We start from the raw sequence: 16,909 nt of genomic DNA, 5'->3' as shown, positions 1-16,909 counted from the left end.
GTCCGGTTGTTACGGCACCCTTGTCGGGATAGGGGGTTTCATGCGAGAAACGCCGAAAGATGTCGCCCGCCGGTTCTATCTGAGTCTCCGCGAGTCCGATCTGGACGAGACGTGGGAACGGTATGTCGGCCCGGACGCCGTGTGGCTCGCCGTGGGCACCCCGACCAGAACGGCCTGGCTCGCCGGCTGCCGGCAGCTGCTGCAGGCGTTCGCCGATTTCCGGATCGACGTGCTCACGCAGGTCGCCGAAGGAAACCGGGTGGCCACCCGGATGCGGCTCAGCGGCACACAGACCGGTGTGTACCACGGAATTCCGCCAACCGGGCGGCGTGCGTCGGCGATCTGCGCGGCGTTCGACCTGATCGAGGACGGGCACATCGTCGAGCACTGGTCGCATGTGGACATGGACTGTTTTCTCCGGCCGTCGGGATCAGACGTCCGGCGTTGAGCTCAGCCGCAGATTCCACGTCTGCACTGCTGACACGATGAGCAGAATGGCCACGACGACGGCGGCCGGCACGACGAACGCGAACACGGCCCCCACCACCGGCACCACGATCATGCCCGCGCTGATCGGCCAGCGCCGGACCTGCCCGGTCAGGACCGTGATCACCAACAGGTAGACCGAAACGCCCGCGCACAGCAGCCAGGCCGTCGAGGTCGCCAGGTGTTCGGCCGACTCTGCCGCCGCCGAACCCAGTCCCGCCGCGATCGTCGTGATTGCCGCGATCGCGACGAAGTGCGCAGGCAGCAGGAGCGACGGCCGCAACCGGGTCACCTGCGCGAATCCGTGCCGGGTGTTGAGCCACCACAACGTGATCAGCAAACCGAACCCGGCGGCCGCGGTCAGCAGCAACAGCAGGCCGCGGCCCGCTCCCGGCGACCAGTCGTCGATCCCCGCCACAGCACCGACCAGCTGCAGCATCGCCTCACCGAGAACGATGATCACGAACAGCCCGAGCCGCTCCCCCAGGTGCGCGGTGTTCACCTGGGCGATCTCCATCCGCGGCAGCTCGGCTCCCCTGCGCTCCAGCCGCCGGTTGAAGGCGGCGAGCCATTCGTCGTCGGCCGGCCGGTTGCCCATGCTCGCCCACAGCGACATCGCCAGGCCGAGCAGCCACAGCGACACCTTCCACCACGGATGGTGCACCCAGAAGGACACCACCCACGGAGCCAGCCCGAAATTCCGCGACGCCGCGCTCCAGGACAGGATGATCCGGCCGGACCGGACAAAACTCGAACTGCCCACCCCACTGGTGATCAGGTAGGCGGCGGCGAAGACGGCCGCGCGGCCGTCCATTCCGTGCGGGACAGCCGCTGCCATCACCGCGATCCCGGCCATGCCGATGAACATCGCGCGCCGCCGGACCTTGTCGGCGACCACGTTCGAGTACAGCGTGAACGTCGTCCACACGAGCCAGATCGCCAGGTAGAGCGTGAGAAAGGTGACAATCGACAGCGCCGCAGGCCCGTGGTGCGCGTCGCCGTGCAACAGGTGCGCGAGCTGGTTGACCGCGACCACCACGACCAGGTCGAAGAACAACTCCAGCCAGCTGGCATGCCGGTCGGTGGCGGCGTGCGCGTCGCTCATAGGAGGAAACTTAAGGGATAGGCTTTCGGCAGGCTCGATCTGAGGGGGTGTTGCGGGTGCTGGATCACACCACTCTCGATCTCGAGTCGGCCGACCGGATCACCTACTGTCTCAATCAGAGCTTTCGCTATGACTACGACACCCCTGTCACCTCGCTGAGGCAGCGTCTGGTCGTGGTGCCGCCAGTCCGGCACGGCGATCTGCACAGGCGGTCGCACCGGGTGGACGTGACCGGAGCCGCATCACAAAGGCGTGTCAGTCGCGACGTCTCCGGCAACACGATCGTCCGAGTCCATGCGCCGAGAGTCGAGCACAGTGTCGAGTTCCGGGTGACCGCGACCATCGAGCGGGTCCGTCGCGACGGCCCACCGGTGCTGCCTGCTTCGACGCTCGTCGAGCCTCGCCTGTTGCGGCCCACCGAACTGACCGCGCCCGACGACCGGATCCGCGATCTGGCCGCCGCACTCCCCCAGGACAAGGGCCTTGACCTGGCCAAGGCGATCTGCGCGCAAACACACGCCGCGATCGCCTACGAACCCGGTGTGACCACAGTGGACACCACTGCGGCTCAGGCACTCGAGGATGGCCGCGGGGTCTGCCAGGACCAGGCGCACGTCATGCTCGCCTTGTGCCATCTCGTCGGCCTGCCTGCACGCTATGTGTCCGGGCATCTGCTCGGCCAGGGCGGCACCCATGCCTGGGTCGAGGTCATCCTTCCCCGCGCCGGTGCGGCAGTGGCGATCCCGTTCGACCCGTGTCACGACCGGCGGGGCGACAGTCGTTACGTGACCATCGCGACCGGTCGTGACTATGCCGATGTGGCACCGACTTCAGGGTCCTACGTCGGCGCTCCCGGCGGACGGCTCACCGCCAGCCGGGAGGTCGGCGTGGTCAAGATCTGTCCAGAGTAGACAGCAGGCGGTAGTAGGCGGGTTTACGGGTGAAGTCGTCCCACATCACGGTCGCCGCGCCCTGGCCCTTGAAGAACACCGGGACCCACGAGTACTTGTCGACGAAGCCCCAGATCGTGAACGAGTCACAGCCGCGAACCTTCAGGCACGCGACGAGCGTGCGCTGGTAGTAGTCGGCCTGCTGCTCCAGTTGCGCCGCCGTCGGGATGCCGTCCGGCGGCAGGTCCATCCGCACGTCCAGTTCGGTGATGGCGGTCTCCAGGCCGAGCGCGGCGAATCGGCGCAGGTTGTTCTCCAGGTCGCCGGGGAAGCCGTAGCTGATGCTCAGATGCGCCTGCGCGGAGAACCCGTGCACCGGAACCCGCTTGGCCCGCAACTCCTTGATCAGTGCGAGGTAGGCATCGCTCTTGGCGTTGACGCTTTCCACACCGTAGTCGTTGAAGAACAGCTTCGCCCTGGGGTCGGCCTCGTGCGCCCAGCGGAAGGCGTCGGCGATGATTCCCGGCCCCAGTTCCCGGATCCAGATGTTGTCCGTGGTGCGCAACGCACCCGTGTCGGTGAAGATCTCGTTGGCCACGTCCCACTGCTGGATCTTGCCCTTGTAACGCCCGACAACGGTCTTGATGTGGTCACGCAGGATCTTGCGCAGTTCCTCCGGGGTGAACGTGCCCTGTTGCAGCCATGCCGGATTCTGGCTGTGCCACAACAATGTGTGGCCACGGACCACTTGCCGGTTACGCTGCGCGAACTTGACTATCGCGTCCGCCATGCCGAAGTTGTACCGGTCACGCTCCGGGTGGATGTACTCCCATTTCATCTGGTTCTCGGCGGACACCGAGCTGAACTCCGCCGCAAGCACTTGACGGTAGGGCCGGTCGTGGGTGAACGGGTCGGGATACGGCTGTGTCTCGTGGTGACCGCCACCGGCCACCGCGGTTCCGATGTGGAATCCGCGCGGTGCCGCCTTACGCAAGGTCTCCGTCTTGCCGTGCGAGTCGCCGGACGGCGCCGCACTGGCCATCGAGGGCGTCAGAACCATGGCCGCGGCCAACGCGGCGGCGACCACATGGGTCGATCTCATCGGGTCATCCCTTCACCGATCCGGTCAGCCCGCCGACGATCCGGCGCTCGGCGAGCACGAAGAAGCCCAGGGCTGGAAGCATGGACAACGCGGTGAACGCCAGCACACGCGCGGTGTCCTGTGTGTACTGTGACTGGAACGTGGCCACGCCCAGGGGAAGCGTGAAGTTCTGCGGCTCGTTGAACACCAGGAGTGGTAGCAGGTATGCGTTCCAGCTCGTGACGAAGGCCAGCACGGCCACTGTGGTCAGTGCCGGCGCGCTCAACGGCAGCAGGATACGCCAGAAGAAGCCGAGTCTCGTCGCACCGTCGAGCACGGCCGCCTCTTCGAGCTCTCCGGGGATCGCGCGCATGAACGGCCGGAGGATCACAATGGTCACCGGCAGCGAGAAGGCCGCCTCCGCAATCGCCACCCCGAACGGGTTCTCCAGCATGTCCAGCTGGCGCAGCATCAGGTACAACGGCAACGTCGCCACCCCGATCGGGAACAGCAGCCCGAGGGTGAACAGGCCGTAGAGCGCGTCCCGGCCCTTGAACGAGTACCGGGACAACGCGAACGCCGCCATCGAGCCGAGCGCCACCGCCAGCACGGTGGCCACCGCCGCGATCAGCGCACTGTTGCCCAGGAACCGCCAGAACGAGCCGGCCGTCAGGATCGCGAGGTAGTTGTCGAGCACCCACGGCGAGGGCAGGCCCGCGGGGTCGGCGTTGATCTGTGCGGTGGTACGGAATCCGCCGAGGAACACGTACACCATCGGGACCAGGGTCACCCCGACCACGAGTATCGCGGCGATGTACGCGACCGGTGTGCCCCGGGAACGGTGTGAGCCTCGGACCCTCAGGGCGGGCAACGTCATCAGATCACTCCGCAATTCGGGTCAGCGCGCCTTCGGTATCCCGGCGCAGCGCGAACCGTTGATACAGCAACGCGAACACGAAACAGATCATGAACAGGATCACCGCGACGGCACTGCCGTAGCCGAACTCGTAGCGCTTGAAACCGTGATCGATCAGGTAGGTCGCCATCGTGGTCGAGGCGTTGGCCGGACCGCCCAGTGTCATGATCCACACCAGGTCGAACAGCTGCAGCGAGCCGATCACCGACAGGAAGATCCAAATCCGGATCGTCGGACCCAGCAGGGGGATCAGCACGTACCGGGTGGTCTGCCAGGCGGTGGCCCCGTCCAGCGACGCGGCCTCACGCAGTTCCGGGCCGATGCCCTGCAGCCCGGCCAGCAACAGGATGATGCCGAACCCGATGTACTTCCACGTGATCACGACGAACAGCGTGTACAGCACCATGCCGGGATCGGCCAGCCACAGCTGGACCAGCCCGCCCAGGCCGACCGCCCGCATCATCTGGTCGACGAACCCCTCCGGCTGCAGGATCAGCATCCAGCACACCGCCGTCGTGGCCTCGGCCAGGACGTAGGGCGCGAACACGACGAGCCGGATGAACGAGCGGCCACGCAGTTTCCGGTTGAGCAGCAACGCCATCCCGATACTGATCGGCAGCTGCACCACCAGCGAGAGCCCGACGATGATCAGGTTGTGCCCGACGGCCTGCTGGAACACCGGCCCGCTCAGCGCCAGCCAGTAGTTGTCCAGGCCGATGAACTTCTCCGCGGCCGTGAAGCCGGTCCACTCGTACAGGCTGTAGTAGACCGCCAGCCCGATCGGCACCAGCACGAACCCGACGAACAGCAGCAACGCCGGTCCCAGCAACAGGGTCAGCTCAAGCCTGGTACGCCGCCTGCCCCGCCGGCCGGCCGGCCGCGTGAGTACGCGACCGGCCGGAGCGGATGCCTGGGCCGGCACAGCTGCGGTATCTGCTGTGACATCGACAGCAGGCACTAGCGACCCCCGGTCGCAGCCTCGGTCGCGGCCTTCACGATCCCCTCAGGCGTGCCCTGCCCGGCGAAGAAGTTGGCGATCGCGTCGTTGAGCGCCAGGCCCGCGGCGGTCGGCAGTGCCTTGTCGAAGTAGGTCTGCATGTAGGGTGCCTTCTGGCTGTACTCCAGGATCGTCTTCATCGTCGGGTCGGTCAGCGCGCTCGCCGCCTCCGGGTTGACCGGCAGGCCGGTGATCACGAGCTTGCGCTGCACCTCGGCGCTGGCCAGGTACTTCAGGAAGTCCGCGCAGGCGGCCGCGGCCTTGGTGGTGCAGGAGAAGCCGTCGCCACCGCCGAGCGTCGCCGACGGGTTGCCCGCGCCCCCGCTGATCGACGGGAACGGGAACCAGCCCAGCTTCGACGACAGCTGCTTGTCCTCGGTCAGCGAGGGCATCGTCGAGGCCTGCCAGTCGCCCTGCAGTTCCATCGCGGCCTGCCCGTTGGCCAGCATGCCCGCGGAGCTGCCCGCGCCCTGCTGGGCGGGCGTTCCCAGGAAACCGTTCTGGAACGGCTGAGTGTCCAAGAAGGACTTCAGGTCCTGGCCCGCCTTGGTCCAGCACCGGTCGTTCATCGTCAGCGCGGCCGCTTGCTTGAGCGTGTCCTGGGAACATCCGCGCACGGCGAAGTAGGCCCAGTAGAACGCGTCCGGCCAGCGGTCCTTGCTGCCGATGGAGATCGGCGTGATGCCCTTGGCCTTGAACTTGCCGATCGCGTCCTTCAGCTCGTCCATCGTGGACGGTGGCGCGCTGACACCGACCTGTTCGAACAGGTCCTTGCGGTACCAGAAGCCGACCGAGTGCAGCACGAACGGCACTCCGTACTGCTTGCCGTCCAGTTTCCACCCGTCGGCGGCTTTGCCGATCTGGCCGATCCAGTCCTTGGTCAGCCCGGTCAGGTCGGCCACCTGGCCGGAGGTGACCTGGCCGGCCATCTCCCCGCCGCCCCACTGCAGGAAGATGTCCGGTGGTGTGCTCGACTGCAGTGCCAGCGGCACCTTGGTGGTGAACTGCTCGTTCTGGATCGGCTCGACCTTGAACGTCACGTTCGGGTGTGCGGTGTGGTAGTCGTCGGCGATCTGCTGGAACACGGACTTCAGCGGTTCGGTGGTGGCGTTGTGCCACCACGTCAACGTCACGGGCGTGTTCGGATCGACAGAACCCGCTCCTGGTTGCTGATCGCCGCCTGTACATCCCGCAGCCACGAGTGCCATGACAGTGGCAACTGCGACTCCGGTGGCGGCACGTACTCGGATGCGACGCATTCTCGGCCCACTCCTGACGGCATCGGCGGAAGGAGGTCCCGGCGTGCGGTAGCCCAGGTGGCGATGAGTCTGGACCGGCTCCGGTGTGAGTGTCAATCGTTGTCGATAACGTTTTACATCGCTATCGTTGCTCCCGTGCAGCCGAGCTCCAGAGTCACCATCCGTGACGTCGCCGCGCGTGCGGGCGTCTCGGTGGCGACCGTCTCCAAAGTGATCAACCAGCGCTACGGTGTGGCCGCCGAGACCAACGCCCGCGTGCTGGCGGTGATCGAGGAGCTGGGGTACGAGGCCAGCCTGGTGGCCCAGAGCCTGCGCAACCACCGCACCAACGTGATCGGCATCCTGGTCGCCGACCTCGAACCGTTCAGCACCGAGCTGCTCAAGGGCGCGGCCGACGCGATCCGGGGCACCGGCTTCGAGCTGGTGGTCTACTCCGCGGGCGGCCGCACGAGTGATCACGTCGGCTGGGAACGCCGCTACCTCTCCCGGCTGAGCGGCACCCTGATCGACGGTGCCGTGCTGGTCACGCCCACCGTGACCAACGTCCAGTACGACGCGCCGATCGTGGCGGTCGACCCGCACACCGGCCCGTCGGACCTGCTGACGATCGACTCCGACAACCTCAAGGGCGGCAGGCTGGCCACCGAGCACCTGCTCGGTCTCGGCCACCGCCGGATCGGGATGCTGACCGGACGGTCCGACCTGCAATCGGCTCAGCTGCGTGAACAGGGCTACCGGCAAGCCCTGCAGGCCGCCGGTGTGACCGTGGACGAAAGCCTTGTCGCGGTCGGCGCCTACGACCCGGAGATCGCGGTCGACGCCGCCCGCGAGTTGCTCAGCGGACCCGACCGGCCCACCGCGGTGTTCGCCGCCAACGACATTTCCGCGATAGCCACGATCGAAGCGGCCACGCAGCTCGGGCTGCGGGTGCCTGAGGACGTGTCGGTCGTCGGCTTCGACAACGTGCCCGAGTCGGCGCTCTGCGTCCCGCCACTGACCACAGTGGACCAGCCGATCCGCCGGATGGGCCAGCGCGCGGTCGAGCTGCTGGTCGCGCTGATCCGCGGTGAGCAGCCGGATTCCTTCCACGTCACCCTCGAGACCAGCCTGGTCGTGCGGCAGTCGGCGCGCGCCTTCCCTTCCCCCTGACGGACGGACTCCCCCGTGACCATCCAAACCCGCGTGAGCGACGAGATCTGGCGCGATCCGGCGGCCGCCCCCGCCGAGCGCGTACGTGACCTGATGGCCCGGATGACGGTGCCGGAGAAGATCGCCCAGCTGTACGGCGTGTGGGTCGGCGTCGACGCCGCGGCCGGGAATGTCGCACCACACCAGCACGAATTCGCCGCGGCCCCGCCGGACTGGGAGGCGTTGATCTCCTCGGGCATCGGGCAGCTGACCCGGGTGTTCGGCACCTCGCCGGTGGCCCCGGAGATCGGCGTGCGCGCGGTGGCCCGCAGCCAGCGCCAGATCATGAGCGCCGGGCGGTTCGGGATTCCCGCGATGGTGCACGAGGAATGCCTCACCGGTCTGGCCGCCTGGCAGGCCACCGCGTATCCCTCGCCGTTGTGCTGGGGCGCGACGTTCAACCCGGAGCTCGTGGAGCGGATGGCCGCCAGGATCGGCGAGTCGATGCGTTCCCTTGGCGTGCACCAGGGTCTGGCTCCGGTGCTGGACGTGGCGCGGGACATGCGCTGGGGCCGGGTCGAGGAGACCATCGCCGAGGATCCCTACCTGGTCGGCGTGATCGGCAGTGCTTACGTGCGCGGCATCGAGTCCACAGGTGTGGTCGCGACCCTCAAGCATTTCGTCGGGTACTCGGCTTCCCGCGCCGGACGCAACCTCGCCCCGGTCTCGATCGGCCGGCGGGAACTGGCCGATGTCCTGCTGCCGCCGTTCGAGATGGCCCTGCGGGCAGGCGCACGCTCGGTGATGAACGCGTACATCGACCTTGACGGCGTTGCCGTGGCAGGTGATCCGGCGATCCTGACGGACTTGTTGCGCGACACCTACGGTTTCACCGGCACTCTGGTCTCCGACTACTTCTCTGTGGCGTTCCTGCAGATGTTGCACGGCGCCGCCGGGACATCGGCCGCGGCCGCCGAACTCGCCCTGGCCGCGGGCATCGACGTGGAACTGCCGACCGTGGACTGCTTCGGCGAGCCGCTGACCGAGGCCGTCGAACGTGGCGATGTGGATGTCGCGCTCGTCGACCGCGCGCTGGAACGTGTGCTGACGCAGAAGTGCGAACTCGGCCTGCTGGACCAGGACTGGTCCCCCGACCCGCCCGCCATCAGCCAGGAACGCGTCGACCTCGACGACGACGAGTCCCGGCAGGTCGCCCGCGAACTGGCGTGGCAGTCGATCGTGTTGCTGAGCAACAACGCGACCCTGCCGCTCAAGCCGGGCCGCCGGATCGCGGTGGTCGGCCCGCGGGCCCACGATCCGGGCGCGATGCTCGGGTGTTACTCGTTCCCCCTGCATGTCGGCGTCCACCACCCGGATGTCCCGGTCGGGATCGACATTCCGACGGTGTTGGAGGCACTGCGCGACGACCCTGCCGGATACGAGGTCTCGTACGCCCTGGGCTGCCCGGTGCTGGACGGCGAGGACGAAGACATCGCCAAAGCCGTTGCGCTGGCTGAGAACGCGGACGTCTGTGTCGCGGTTCTCGGTGACAAGGCCGGTCTTTTCGGTGGCGGAACCTCCGGTGAGGGCTGCGACGCCAAGGACCTGCGACTGCCCGGACGCCAGGAGGAGCTGCTCGAAGCCCTGCTGGCCACCGGCACACCCGTGGTCCTCATCCTGCTGGTCGGCCGGCCCTACGAGATCTCCCGGCAGTCCGACCGGCTGGCTGCCATCCTGTGCGGCTTCTTCCCCGGCGAGGAAGGCGGTCCGGCGCTCGCCGACATCCTCAGTGGACGCGTCAACCCGTCCGGCAGGCTGCCGGTCAGCTTCCCCGGCGAAAGCACCAACCAGCCGTCGACGTATCTCGCCGCACCGCTCGGGCAGCGCAGCGAGGTCAGCACGCTCGACCCCACACCGGTGTTCCCGTTCGGCCATGGCCTGTCCTACGCGCCCGTGCAATGGCTTGAGGTCAAGCATTCCCCTTCCCCATGGCCGACCGACGGGACCTGCGAACTGGCCGTATCCCTGCGCAACGCCTCGGCCATTCCGGCGTGTGAGGTCGTTCAGGTCTACCTGCACGACCCGGTCGCGGAAGTCGCCCGTCCTGTGCAGCAACTGATCGCGGCACGGCGGGTGGAGCTTTCGCCGGGCGAGACCGTCACGCTGAGGATGGAGCTGCACGCTGATCTCACCTCCTACACCGGGCGTTCCGGGCAACGTCAGGTCGATCCCGGTGACGTCGAACTGCGAGTGGGCGCTTCCAGCGCCGACATCCGCGAAACCGTGCGGATGACGCTCGAAGGGCCCCGCCGCCAGGTCGGCTTCGACCGGGTGATGGCCCCGGACTTCCATCAGTGATTTGCTGTGTCCCCAATGCCACATTGGTGGCATCGGATGTCCCCAATGTGGCATTGGGGGCACCCGAGAACTCGCGGGCTGGGGCCTGCGCCCTGGCGGAATCGTCATCCGCGACGGCCGGCCAGTGGTCGTCGCGGGTGACGCGCCAGGGCGCCTGCCCCCGCTCAGATCACTCCACTCGCATGGAGTGACACCGCTGGGCCTCTGCCTGTTCTGCCGCAAAACCGGCGACCCAAGCCAGAGCGGAGTTCCAGTTGATCGTGACTTCGTTGGTCGCCCAGGATCCGATGTCGTCGATGTAGCACATCGCCGCCGCGCAACCCCGGAGTTTGTCCTGGGCGACCGGGTCCTGGATGCTCGAGTTCGGCCCGCCCGCCACCGACCCGGCAAGTGGGTTCGGCAGTGCGGGATCAAGCTGGTGCGCCCAGAACCGGTGGTGCTGGTTGTGTGCGTCCCGCTCGCCGTATCCGGTCACATACGACAGGTTGAGCGGGTTGCGGCCGAGCAGGTAGTCCAGCCCGCTCAGCACCGCGTCGCGGTACGCGGTCCTCTTTGTGAGGTCGTAGCCGGTTGCCAGAACCACGAGATTGTTCAGCACCTGGCTGTTGGAACCCCAGGCGTACATGCCGTCACCTGGGGCGTAGGCGACACCGTAGGCCTGACTGCGGGCCGTCGCGAGGTACTTGTCGGCACCGGCGATCACGGAACCGCGAACCCGCGACCGGTCAGGGAGTCCACTGGGGACAGTCGCCAAATCGAGCCGGCCCAGGACTGCGACCGACTGCCAGGAGAAACCCTCCTGGGTGAAGATGTCCGCGGTGTGCAGTGGCGACGACACCACCGCGTCACGGTATTCGCGCGACCCGGTCGTCAGGTACAGCTCGGCGGCTGCCCAGTAGAACTCGTCTGTGACGTTGGTGTCGTCGTACGCGCCGCCGCCAGTGCCGTCTGAGGGTGACGCGTAGATTGCCGGGTTCGCTTTGGCCGCAGTCCAGGCCTGACGTGCAGCGGTCAGGCACTTGTTGGCGAACGCCCGGTCGTACGGCCCGAACAGGCGCGCACACTGGGCTGCGGTCGCGGCGACGTTCAGGGTCGCCGCCGTGGACACGGGATGCAGCTCGCGGAGCTTCGGATCCTGATGCGGTGGCAGCGGCAGGCCCGTCCACTCGTTGTCGTGGATCTTGTGGTGGGCCATTCCGGCGTACGGCTTGCCGGCCGGGACCTGCATGCGCAGCAGAAACTCCAGCTGCCACCGGGCCTCGTCGAGAATGTCCGGCACACCGTTGCGGCCCTCGGGGATCTTGAGCTTGCCGTCGCCGATCGCTCCGGGGTTGTGCTTGACCCGCTCGAACTCGCTCATCAGCTGTGCGACCGAGATCCCGCCGTTGACCACGTACTTGCCGTGGTCACCCGCGTCGTACCAGCCGCCGCGGACGTCCAGCCGGTAGTCGCACACACCAGGCTGGCAAGGAACGCTTGTGTCGCCTTGGTTCGGCGCCACACCAACGTGTCCGGCCGGGCGCGCGTAGGAGGCCCCGGCGAACGCCGCGTCGATCGGGGTGCCGCTTCTCTGGTGGTAGAAGAACGCCAGGGAATCCGTCCGCAGCCGCTGGTAGAAGTCACCACCGATGTCGAACGGAACACTCGTCTCGCCGTCGGCGCTGAGTGTGTATCCCTTGCCCACAGGCGGCGATCCGAAATCGATCACGTGGGTGTTCTGCCGCGAGGTCGGGTCGATCCCTTGCGGCTTGCTGGTTCCGCGAGCCACGACCTTGCCGTCCGCCTTGCGCAGCTGCCAGGCCACCGGCTGGGTCGCGGTGGTCACGAGGGTGGCGTGCTTCGCTGAACTCGGCAGATACCCGGACTGGTTGACACGCACCCGTGGCCCGGTGTCCGGGATGTACGGCGGTGGCGGCGTCCCACCGGCCAAGGACACGTCGTCGACACAGAACGTGAACGGGTTCGCGTTCGCGCCGATCTGGAAGACCACCTGGGCTTTGGCCGTGGCGACCTTGGACGTGAACGGGTACTCGACCCTGGTCGCCGTCGTGGTGAGCGGGACCTGCTGGGACAGTTCGGCCGTGTACGGCGGATCGGCCAGCTGCACGTTCGCCCGGATACTGACCGGAGCCGAGGCCGACGCGGTGAAGGCGAACGCATACGAAGTGCCTGCCTCCAGGTCGATCTCGTTCTGGCCGATGATCACGTCCCATGGATTCGCCGTACCGCCAGGGACTTCCGCGCACAGCCTGCCGTCGACCACGCTGGCGGGCGCGTTGCCGGTCCACCACCACGGCGCGGTGCCGGCCTCGAAACCACCATTGGTGATCTGCTCGGCAGGCGCCGCGGCGGCCGCGACCGGGTTCACCAGCATGATCCCGAGTAAAGCGATGAGCATCTTGCGGGACATCAGTGTTCCTCTCCCTGCGTCAGCCCGTTGTGCACGCGTTTCCGTTGAGAGTGAAGGCAGTCGGCGCCGGGTTCGACCCGGTGTAGGTGCCGTTCACGCCGATGCCGGTGGAGGCGTTCGGCGGGAGATTGCCGTTCCAGGCCAGATTGGTGGCCGTGACGTCGGCACTGGACTGGGCCCATGTCGCACCCCAGCCGGGCGTGGAAACGCGCTGCCCGGCGGTGTAGGAGTACGCGAGAGTCCAGCCGTTGATCGCGGTCGTGCCTGTGTTGGTGACCGTCACGTTGGCGGTGAACCCATTGCCACCGCCCCAGTTCGAGGCCGTGTAGGTCACACGGCAGGTACCGCCACCGCCACCACCGGCCTGCGTGGTGACCGTCAGAACACCTGAATTGGCAGAGAAGTTCGGCACGGCATCACGAGCCCGCACCTGGAACCGGTACATGGTCGACGGTGCCAGCCCGGTGTTGGTGAAGGAGTTGGAGGCCGGTGAACCCACCAAGGTGAACCCACCGGCGGCTATGGCCCGGTAGACCTCGTATCCGGTCACGCCCACGTTGTCGGTGGACGCGGTCCAGTTCAACGTCACGCTGCTGGACGTGACACCGGATGCGACAGGTGTTCCGGGAGTGGACGGTGGCTGGTTGTCCCCGCCGCCACCGCCGTAGATGCTCGCCTCTCTCGAAGTCTGGCGGACTCCGTTGACGCCGTTGAGGAATCGCTCACCCCAGGGCGTGAGGCTGGCCGGGTTGAAGTTGTTGACCATGTCGAGGTACTCGACGCCGCCGCTGTTGCCGCTCCACGACCAGCCGAGGTAACCCAGGCCCCGGGACTGCGCCTGGGCCATGATCGTGTCCTCGTCCGGGTTGCCGTCGGAGTGGTTGCTGCCGAACTCACCGACCACCAACGGCAGCCCGGCAGTGCGGAACGCGTCGAAGTAGGCGTTGATCTCGGCTGCGGTGTCGTAGACGCCGTACATGTGGATCGAGAACACTGTGTTGCGGTCCGGGTCGGCGTTGAACACCGACGCGGCGTTGTCCCGCATGATGTTCTGCCAGTCCTGGCCCCACATCGGCGCGTCGGCCATGATCAGGTGGTCCAGCCCGGCGTTGCGCAGCCGGGTGATCGCGCTGGATGTCGCGCTCGCCCAGGTCGCGCTGACCTGCTGGTTGTTGCCGAACGGCTCGTTGCCGAGGTTGATCACGACGTAGTTCTCCTGGCCCTGCAACGCACTGGCCACACTGATCCAGTACGTGGCCGCCTGGTCCAGGCTGGCCGCCGCGCCCTCCTCGCCGAACCCGGTGGTGTCGTGTACTTCCAGCACGCAGATCAGCCGCGACTGTTTGCACAGCGAGATGACGTTCGTGACTTCCGCGGCGGAGGTCGGTCCCCATCGCTTGCCGCTGCCGAGCACCACGCGGACAGTGTTGGCGCCGAAGGACTTGATGTTGGCGAACGAACTCGTCTGGTTCTGGTACCAGACATGCGCGTGGTTCACGCCGCGCATGACGAAGGCGTTGCCGTTGGCCTCGACGATTCGGGTACCGCTGATCCGGAGTCCCACAGCCGCCTGCGCGGGTTGCACGAAGACGAGCATCGTGGCCAGCAGCGCGAGCAGGGTCGCGAATGTGAGTCTCTTGCTCATCAGGTCGTCCCGGTGCAGACAGTCGAGCCCAGCCGGAAGCCGGTCGGCGTCGTGGCGGAAGAACCGGTGGCCTGGAAGCCGATTGTGACGCTGGAGCCGGCGGGCAGGCCTGGTGACCAGGTCGGCGCGGTGGCCGTCACCGTCTGGCCCTGTTGGGAGACGGTCGCGTTCCAGCCACTGACCAGCTGGACACCGGCCGGTGCGGTCCAGGTCGCCGTCCAGTTCTGGACGGCCGCCGTGCTTGTGTTCGTCACCCGTACCGACGCCGTGAAGCCGCCGTTCCACGAGTTTTCGACCCGGTAGCCGTAGGTGCAGCCAGGCTGAGGATTGGGTGGGCCGCCACCGCCGACGGGCGGGATCAAGTACGGGGTGAGATACGCCTGCTTGGTGGCGTTCACGCTCGTCCAGTCATCGTTGAGGATCCCACCGGTGTCCCCGGAATTGGGGTTCCACGACCAGTACGTGAAGTCCATCCCGCCGGTCGAAGTCCCGGTGTACTTCATCAACTCCCGCAGCCACACGCCGTCCCGGCTGTCCTGCAGCGTCGAGCCGAACTCACCGAGCAGCACCGGCGCGATGTTCTCCTTCTCCAGGTAGCCGAACCAGCGGTCCCACAGCGCGGGCATGTTGGCGGGGTACGCCGGATCGCTGAACCAGGGCTGGGCGAACACCGAGGTCGCGTACTCGTGCGCGGAGTAGACCAGCTTGTCCGGCTTGGACAGCCGGACCGGGTACTGCCGTGCCCCGGAGAGGTTTCCGCCCCACCAGCCACATTGCGGCGAGCCGGTGCCGGCCACGCAGTCCACACCCTCGACGATGATCAGCCAGTCCGGGTTGACCGTCAGGATCGCGTTCCCGGCCCGCTCGGCCGCCAGCCGCCAGTCGGTCGCCTGATCGCCGCAACCCCAGCAGGAACCGCTGCCGCCTTGCACGGAGTGCGGCTCGTTGTGCAGGTCCGCACCGATCACCGTGGTGTTTCCCTTGTAGCGCTGGGCAAGCGCCTTCCAGTCGTCGATCCAGCGGCTTTCCGGGTACGCGCTGGTGTACCACAACGGCGACTGCGCACTGGAATCCGGCCGGTGCCGGTCGAGGATCACGCGCATGCCCTTGTTGCCTGCCTCGGTGATCACCTTGTCGATGATCTGGATACCCGAGAGCCCGGCCAGATCGGGGTTCTTGGCCAGGTCGATGCTGTTGGGCGTGGAACCGGCGTTGAGCATCTGGTTGGAATACGGGATCCTGATGGTGTTGTAGCCCAGCGAAGCCATCTGGGCGACCATGTCGCGATAGTTTCGGGTCCACAGGCCGTGGAAGGTGAAGTTCGCCGTCTCGGCGCCGAACCAGTTGATGCCGGTCATCCGGACCGGCGCGCCGGTCGAGTCCACCAGTTGCGCGCCGCGCGCGCTCCAGTATCCGGTACCCGTCCCGGCAGCCGACGCGGACGGGCTCGCCACCACGAGGGTGGCGAGCCCGATCACCCCGGCGAGCAGGCACCGCATTGTGCGTGAACGCCTCATCTGTGGAAAACCTTTCAAGGACTTGAACAAGTCAGCGTGCCGCCCGGCTGGCTGCCTCCGGACGTGTTCGCCGACAGCCCGAATGTCGTCTGGCTACCGGGCTGCAGGGTTCGGTTCCAGTCGACGTTGCGCACCGAGACCGGTGATCCGGTGCCGACACGCGTTCCGTTCCAGATGGAGTTGATCTGTTGGCCCGCGGCCAGAGCCCAGCTCGCGGTCCACCCGTTGATCGCCGTGGTGCCCGGGTTGCGAACCGTGACCTCGGCTTGGAAACCACCGTTCCAGTTGCCGGTGACACGGTATTCGGCGGTGCAGGCGCCTGGCACCGGCGGGTCGTTCGGCGGCGGGCCGGATTCACCGATCCCGGTGACCTCGCCCTTTCCGCCGTCGAAGATCACGTCCGAGCAGCCGTAGAAGGTTTCCTTGCTGTCGGAGCGTTTCCAGACCGAGTAGATGATGTGCTTGCCGCTCTTACCCGCGGGCAGCCGGCCGTTCCAGTAGTAGTGGCCCTCGACCGAGCCGACCGAGCCGGACATCGGCGGGTGGTCGACGCTCAAAAACGGCTGTTCCTCAATGTCGTTCCAGGTCAAGGCACGCGTCGGGCTCCAGCTGTCCTTGGTGATGTACAGGTAGAACCAGCCCGGGTGCGCCGCCCAGGCGTTGTAGGACCACGAGAAGTCCGCACCCGTGGTGAGGTGGGTCAGCGGCCAGTTGTTGCTCGGCAGGTTCCAGCCGTCGAAAGTCTGGTTGCCACCACTGCAAAGCTGGCCGTCGGGCACAAATCCCCGGGTCCGTCCCTCACCGTCGGACCGCAGCACGCTGAACCAGTTGTACAACGGGTTCACGCCGCTCTTCGCGGCCGCCGCGGCGCACGCCGGGTTGCGCGGAACAAGATTGCCTTGCGGTGTCATACCGTCCCGCCAGCAGAAATAGGTCCGGCTGCCGGGTTGCAGCATGGCTCCGTGGGCCGAAGCCGTCGTGCTGCTCCCTGCCAGCACGACCACGACAGTCGACAGGGCCACAGCCAGGGCGGAGAGCAACGCGAGTTTCCGGGTTCTCATGGGTGGGTTCCTCCGCTCACGTCTCTGGGAGCGCTTCCAGAATCGTGGCGGGTCAT

13 protein-coding genes are annotated in these 16,909 nt (G+C 67.1%); 4 read left to right on the top strand and 9 right to left on the bottom strand.

Features of this window, described 5'->3' with window-relative positions; all coding sequences use genetic code 11:
- Positions 1–40 precede the first annotated feature (40 nt).
- Complete coding sequence (locus JOF56_RS35950; protein ID WP_209643890.1) at positions 41–448, top strand: ester cyclase; 408 nt, start codon at positions 41–43, stop codon at positions 446–448.
- Here the strand turns inward: JOF56_RS35950 and JOF56_RS35945 are convergent.
- Entirely contained in the window at positions 431–1,591 is a 1,161-nt protein-coding gene (locus JOF56_RS35945) for a low temperature requirement protein A (protein ID WP_209643889.1), read from the bottom strand. The two genes, JOF56_RS35950 and JOF56_RS35945, sit on opposite strands and share 18 nt — an antisense overlap.
- A gap of 56 nt (positions 1,592–1,647) precedes the next feature.
- On the opposite strand from JOF56_RS35945, the gene JOF56_RS35940 reads away from it, so the two are divergent.
- The gene (locus JOF56_RS35940) at positions 1,648–2,502 is read left to right on the top strand and encodes a transglutaminase family protein (protein ID WP_209643888.1); all 855 of its coding nucleotides are present in this window, start codon (positions 1,648–1,650) and stop codon (positions 2,500–2,502) included.
- Here the strand turns inward: JOF56_RS35940 and JOF56_RS35935 are convergent.
- From JOF56_RS35935 to JOF56_RS35920, 4 genes are read right to left on the bottom strand one after another with little or no spacing between them, the layout of a single operon-like run.
- Positions 2,483–3,583 carry an endo-1,4-beta-xylanase gene (locus JOF56_RS35935; RefSeq protein WP_209643887.1) on the bottom strand — a complete coding sequence of 367 codons (1,101 nt, stop codon included), beginning with the start codon at positions 3,581–3,583 and terminating at the stop codon, positions 2,483–2,485. The genes JOF56_RS35940 and JOF56_RS35935 overlap by 20 nt on opposite strands.
- Positions 3,584–3,587: 4 nt before the next feature.
- Positions 3,588–4,439 (bottom strand): carbohydrate ABC transporter permease, encoded by an 852-nt coding sequence (locus JOF56_RS35930; RefSeq protein ID WP_209643886.1) that lies wholly within the window; start codon positions 4,437–4,439, stop codon positions 3,588–3,590.
- 4 nt (positions 4,440–4,443) lie between these two features.
- Complete coding sequence (locus JOF56_RS35925) at positions 4,444–5,436, bottom strand: carbohydrate ABC transporter permease (protein WP_307855403.1); 993 nt, start codon at positions 5,434–5,436, stop codon at positions 4,444–4,446.
- Positions 5,436–6,734 carry an ABC transporter substrate-binding protein gene (locus JOF56_RS35920; protein WP_209643885.1) on the bottom strand — a complete coding sequence of 433 codons (1,299 nt, stop codon included), beginning with the start codon at positions 6,732–6,734 and terminating at the stop codon, positions 5,436–5,438. The genes JOF56_RS35925 and JOF56_RS35920 overlap by 1 nt, the downstream gene beginning before the upstream one ends.
- Before the next feature lie 135 nt (positions 6,735–6,869).
- On the opposite strand from JOF56_RS35920, the gene JOF56_RS35915 reads away from it, so the two are divergent.
- Positions 6,870–7,883: a LacI family DNA-binding transcriptional regulator gene (locus JOF56_RS35915; RefSeq protein WP_307855402.1), complete on the top strand. Its 1,014-nt coding sequence runs from the start codon at positions 6,870–6,872 to the stop codon at positions 7,881–7,883.
- A gap of 15 nt (positions 7,884–7,898) precedes the next feature.
- Positions 7,899–10,220, top strand: coding sequence for a beta-xylosidase/alpha-l-arabinosidase (locus tag JOF56_RS35910; protein WP_504739845.1), 2,322 nt, complete (start codon positions 7,899–7,901; stop codon positions 10,218–10,220).
- A 169-nt stretch (positions 10,221–10,389) separates the two neighbouring features.
- Here JOF56_RS35910 and JOF56_RS35905 read toward each other — a convergent pair whose 3' ends face one another.
- The 4 genes from JOF56_RS35905 to JOF56_RS35890 are packed head-to-tail and all read right to left on the bottom strand — an operon-like array spanning position 10,390 to position 16,853.
- Complete coding sequence (locus JOF56_RS35905; RefSeq protein ID WP_209643884.1) at positions 10,390–12,630, bottom strand: glycoside hydrolase family 9 protein; 2,241 nt, start codon at positions 12,628–12,630, stop codon at positions 10,390–10,392.
- A gap of 19 nt (positions 12,631–12,649) precedes the next feature.
- Complete coding sequence (locus JOF56_RS35900) at positions 12,650–14,275, bottom strand: cellulase family glycosylhydrolase (protein ID WP_209643883.1); 1,626 nt, start codon at positions 14,273–14,275, stop codon at positions 12,650–12,652.
- Entirely contained in the window at positions 14,275–15,792 is a 1,518-nt protein-coding gene (locus JOF56_RS35895) for a cellulase family glycosylhydrolase (protein WP_245378514.1), read from the bottom strand. Before JOF56_RS35895 ends, JOF56_RS35900 begins: the two co-directional genes overlap by 1 nt.
- 14 nt (positions 15,793–15,806) lie before the next feature.
- A complete protein-coding gene (locus tag JOF56_RS35890) occupies positions 15,807–16,853 on the bottom strand; it encodes a lytic polysaccharide monooxygenase auxiliary activity family 9 protein (protein WP_209643882.1) in 1,047 nt (348 codons plus the stop codon).
- Between the last annotated feature and the right edge of the window lie 56 nt (positions 16,854–16,909).

Origin of the sequence: Kibdelosporangium banguiense (genome assembly GCF_017876405.1) — a bacterium.
In the GTDB taxonomy this organism is placed as follows: Bacteria; Actinomycetota; Actinomycetes; order Mycobacteriales; family Pseudonocardiaceae; genus Kibdelosporangium; species Kibdelosporangium banguiense.
Note: the sequence above shows the minus strand (reverse complement) of the source record. Positions and strands in the feature narration are given on the sequence as shown.

Coding starts and splice junctions, on each gene's coding strand:
- JOF56_RS35950 (WP_209643890.1), top strand. CDS start 41: ATGCGAGAAACGCCGAAAGATGTCGCCCGCCGGTTCTATCTGAGTCTC.
- JOF56_RS35945 (WP_209643889.1), bottom strand. CDS start 1,591: ATGAGCGACGCGCACGCCGCCACCGACCGGCATGCCAGCTGGCTGGAG.
- JOF56_RS35935 (WP_209643887.1), bottom strand. CDS start 3,583: ATGAGATCGACCCATGTGGTCGCCGCCGCGTTGGCCGCGGCCATGGTT.
- JOF56_RS35930 (WP_209643886.1), bottom strand. CDS start 4,439: ATGACGTTGCCCGCCCTGAGGGTCCGAGGCTCACACCGTTCCCGGGGC.
- JOF56_RS35920 (WP_209643885.1), bottom strand. CDS start 6,734: ATGCGTCGCATCCGAGTACGTGCCGCCACCGGAGTCGCAGTTGCCACT.
- JOF56_RS35905 (WP_209643884.1), bottom strand. CDS start 12,630: ATGTCCCGCAAGATGCTCATCGCTTTACTCGGGATCATGCTGGTGAAC.
- JOF56_RS35900 (WP_209643883.1), bottom strand. CDS start 14,275: ATGAGCAAGAGACTCACATTCGCGACCCTGCTCGCGCTGCTGGCCACG.
- JOF56_RS35895 (WP_245378514.1), bottom strand. CDS start 15,792: ATGAGGCGTTCACGCACAATGCGGTGCCTGCTCGCCGGGGTGATCGGG.
- JOF56_RS35890 (WP_209643882.1), bottom strand. CDS start 16,853: ATGAGAACCCGGAAACTCGCGTTGCTCTCCGCCCTGGCTGTGGCCCTG.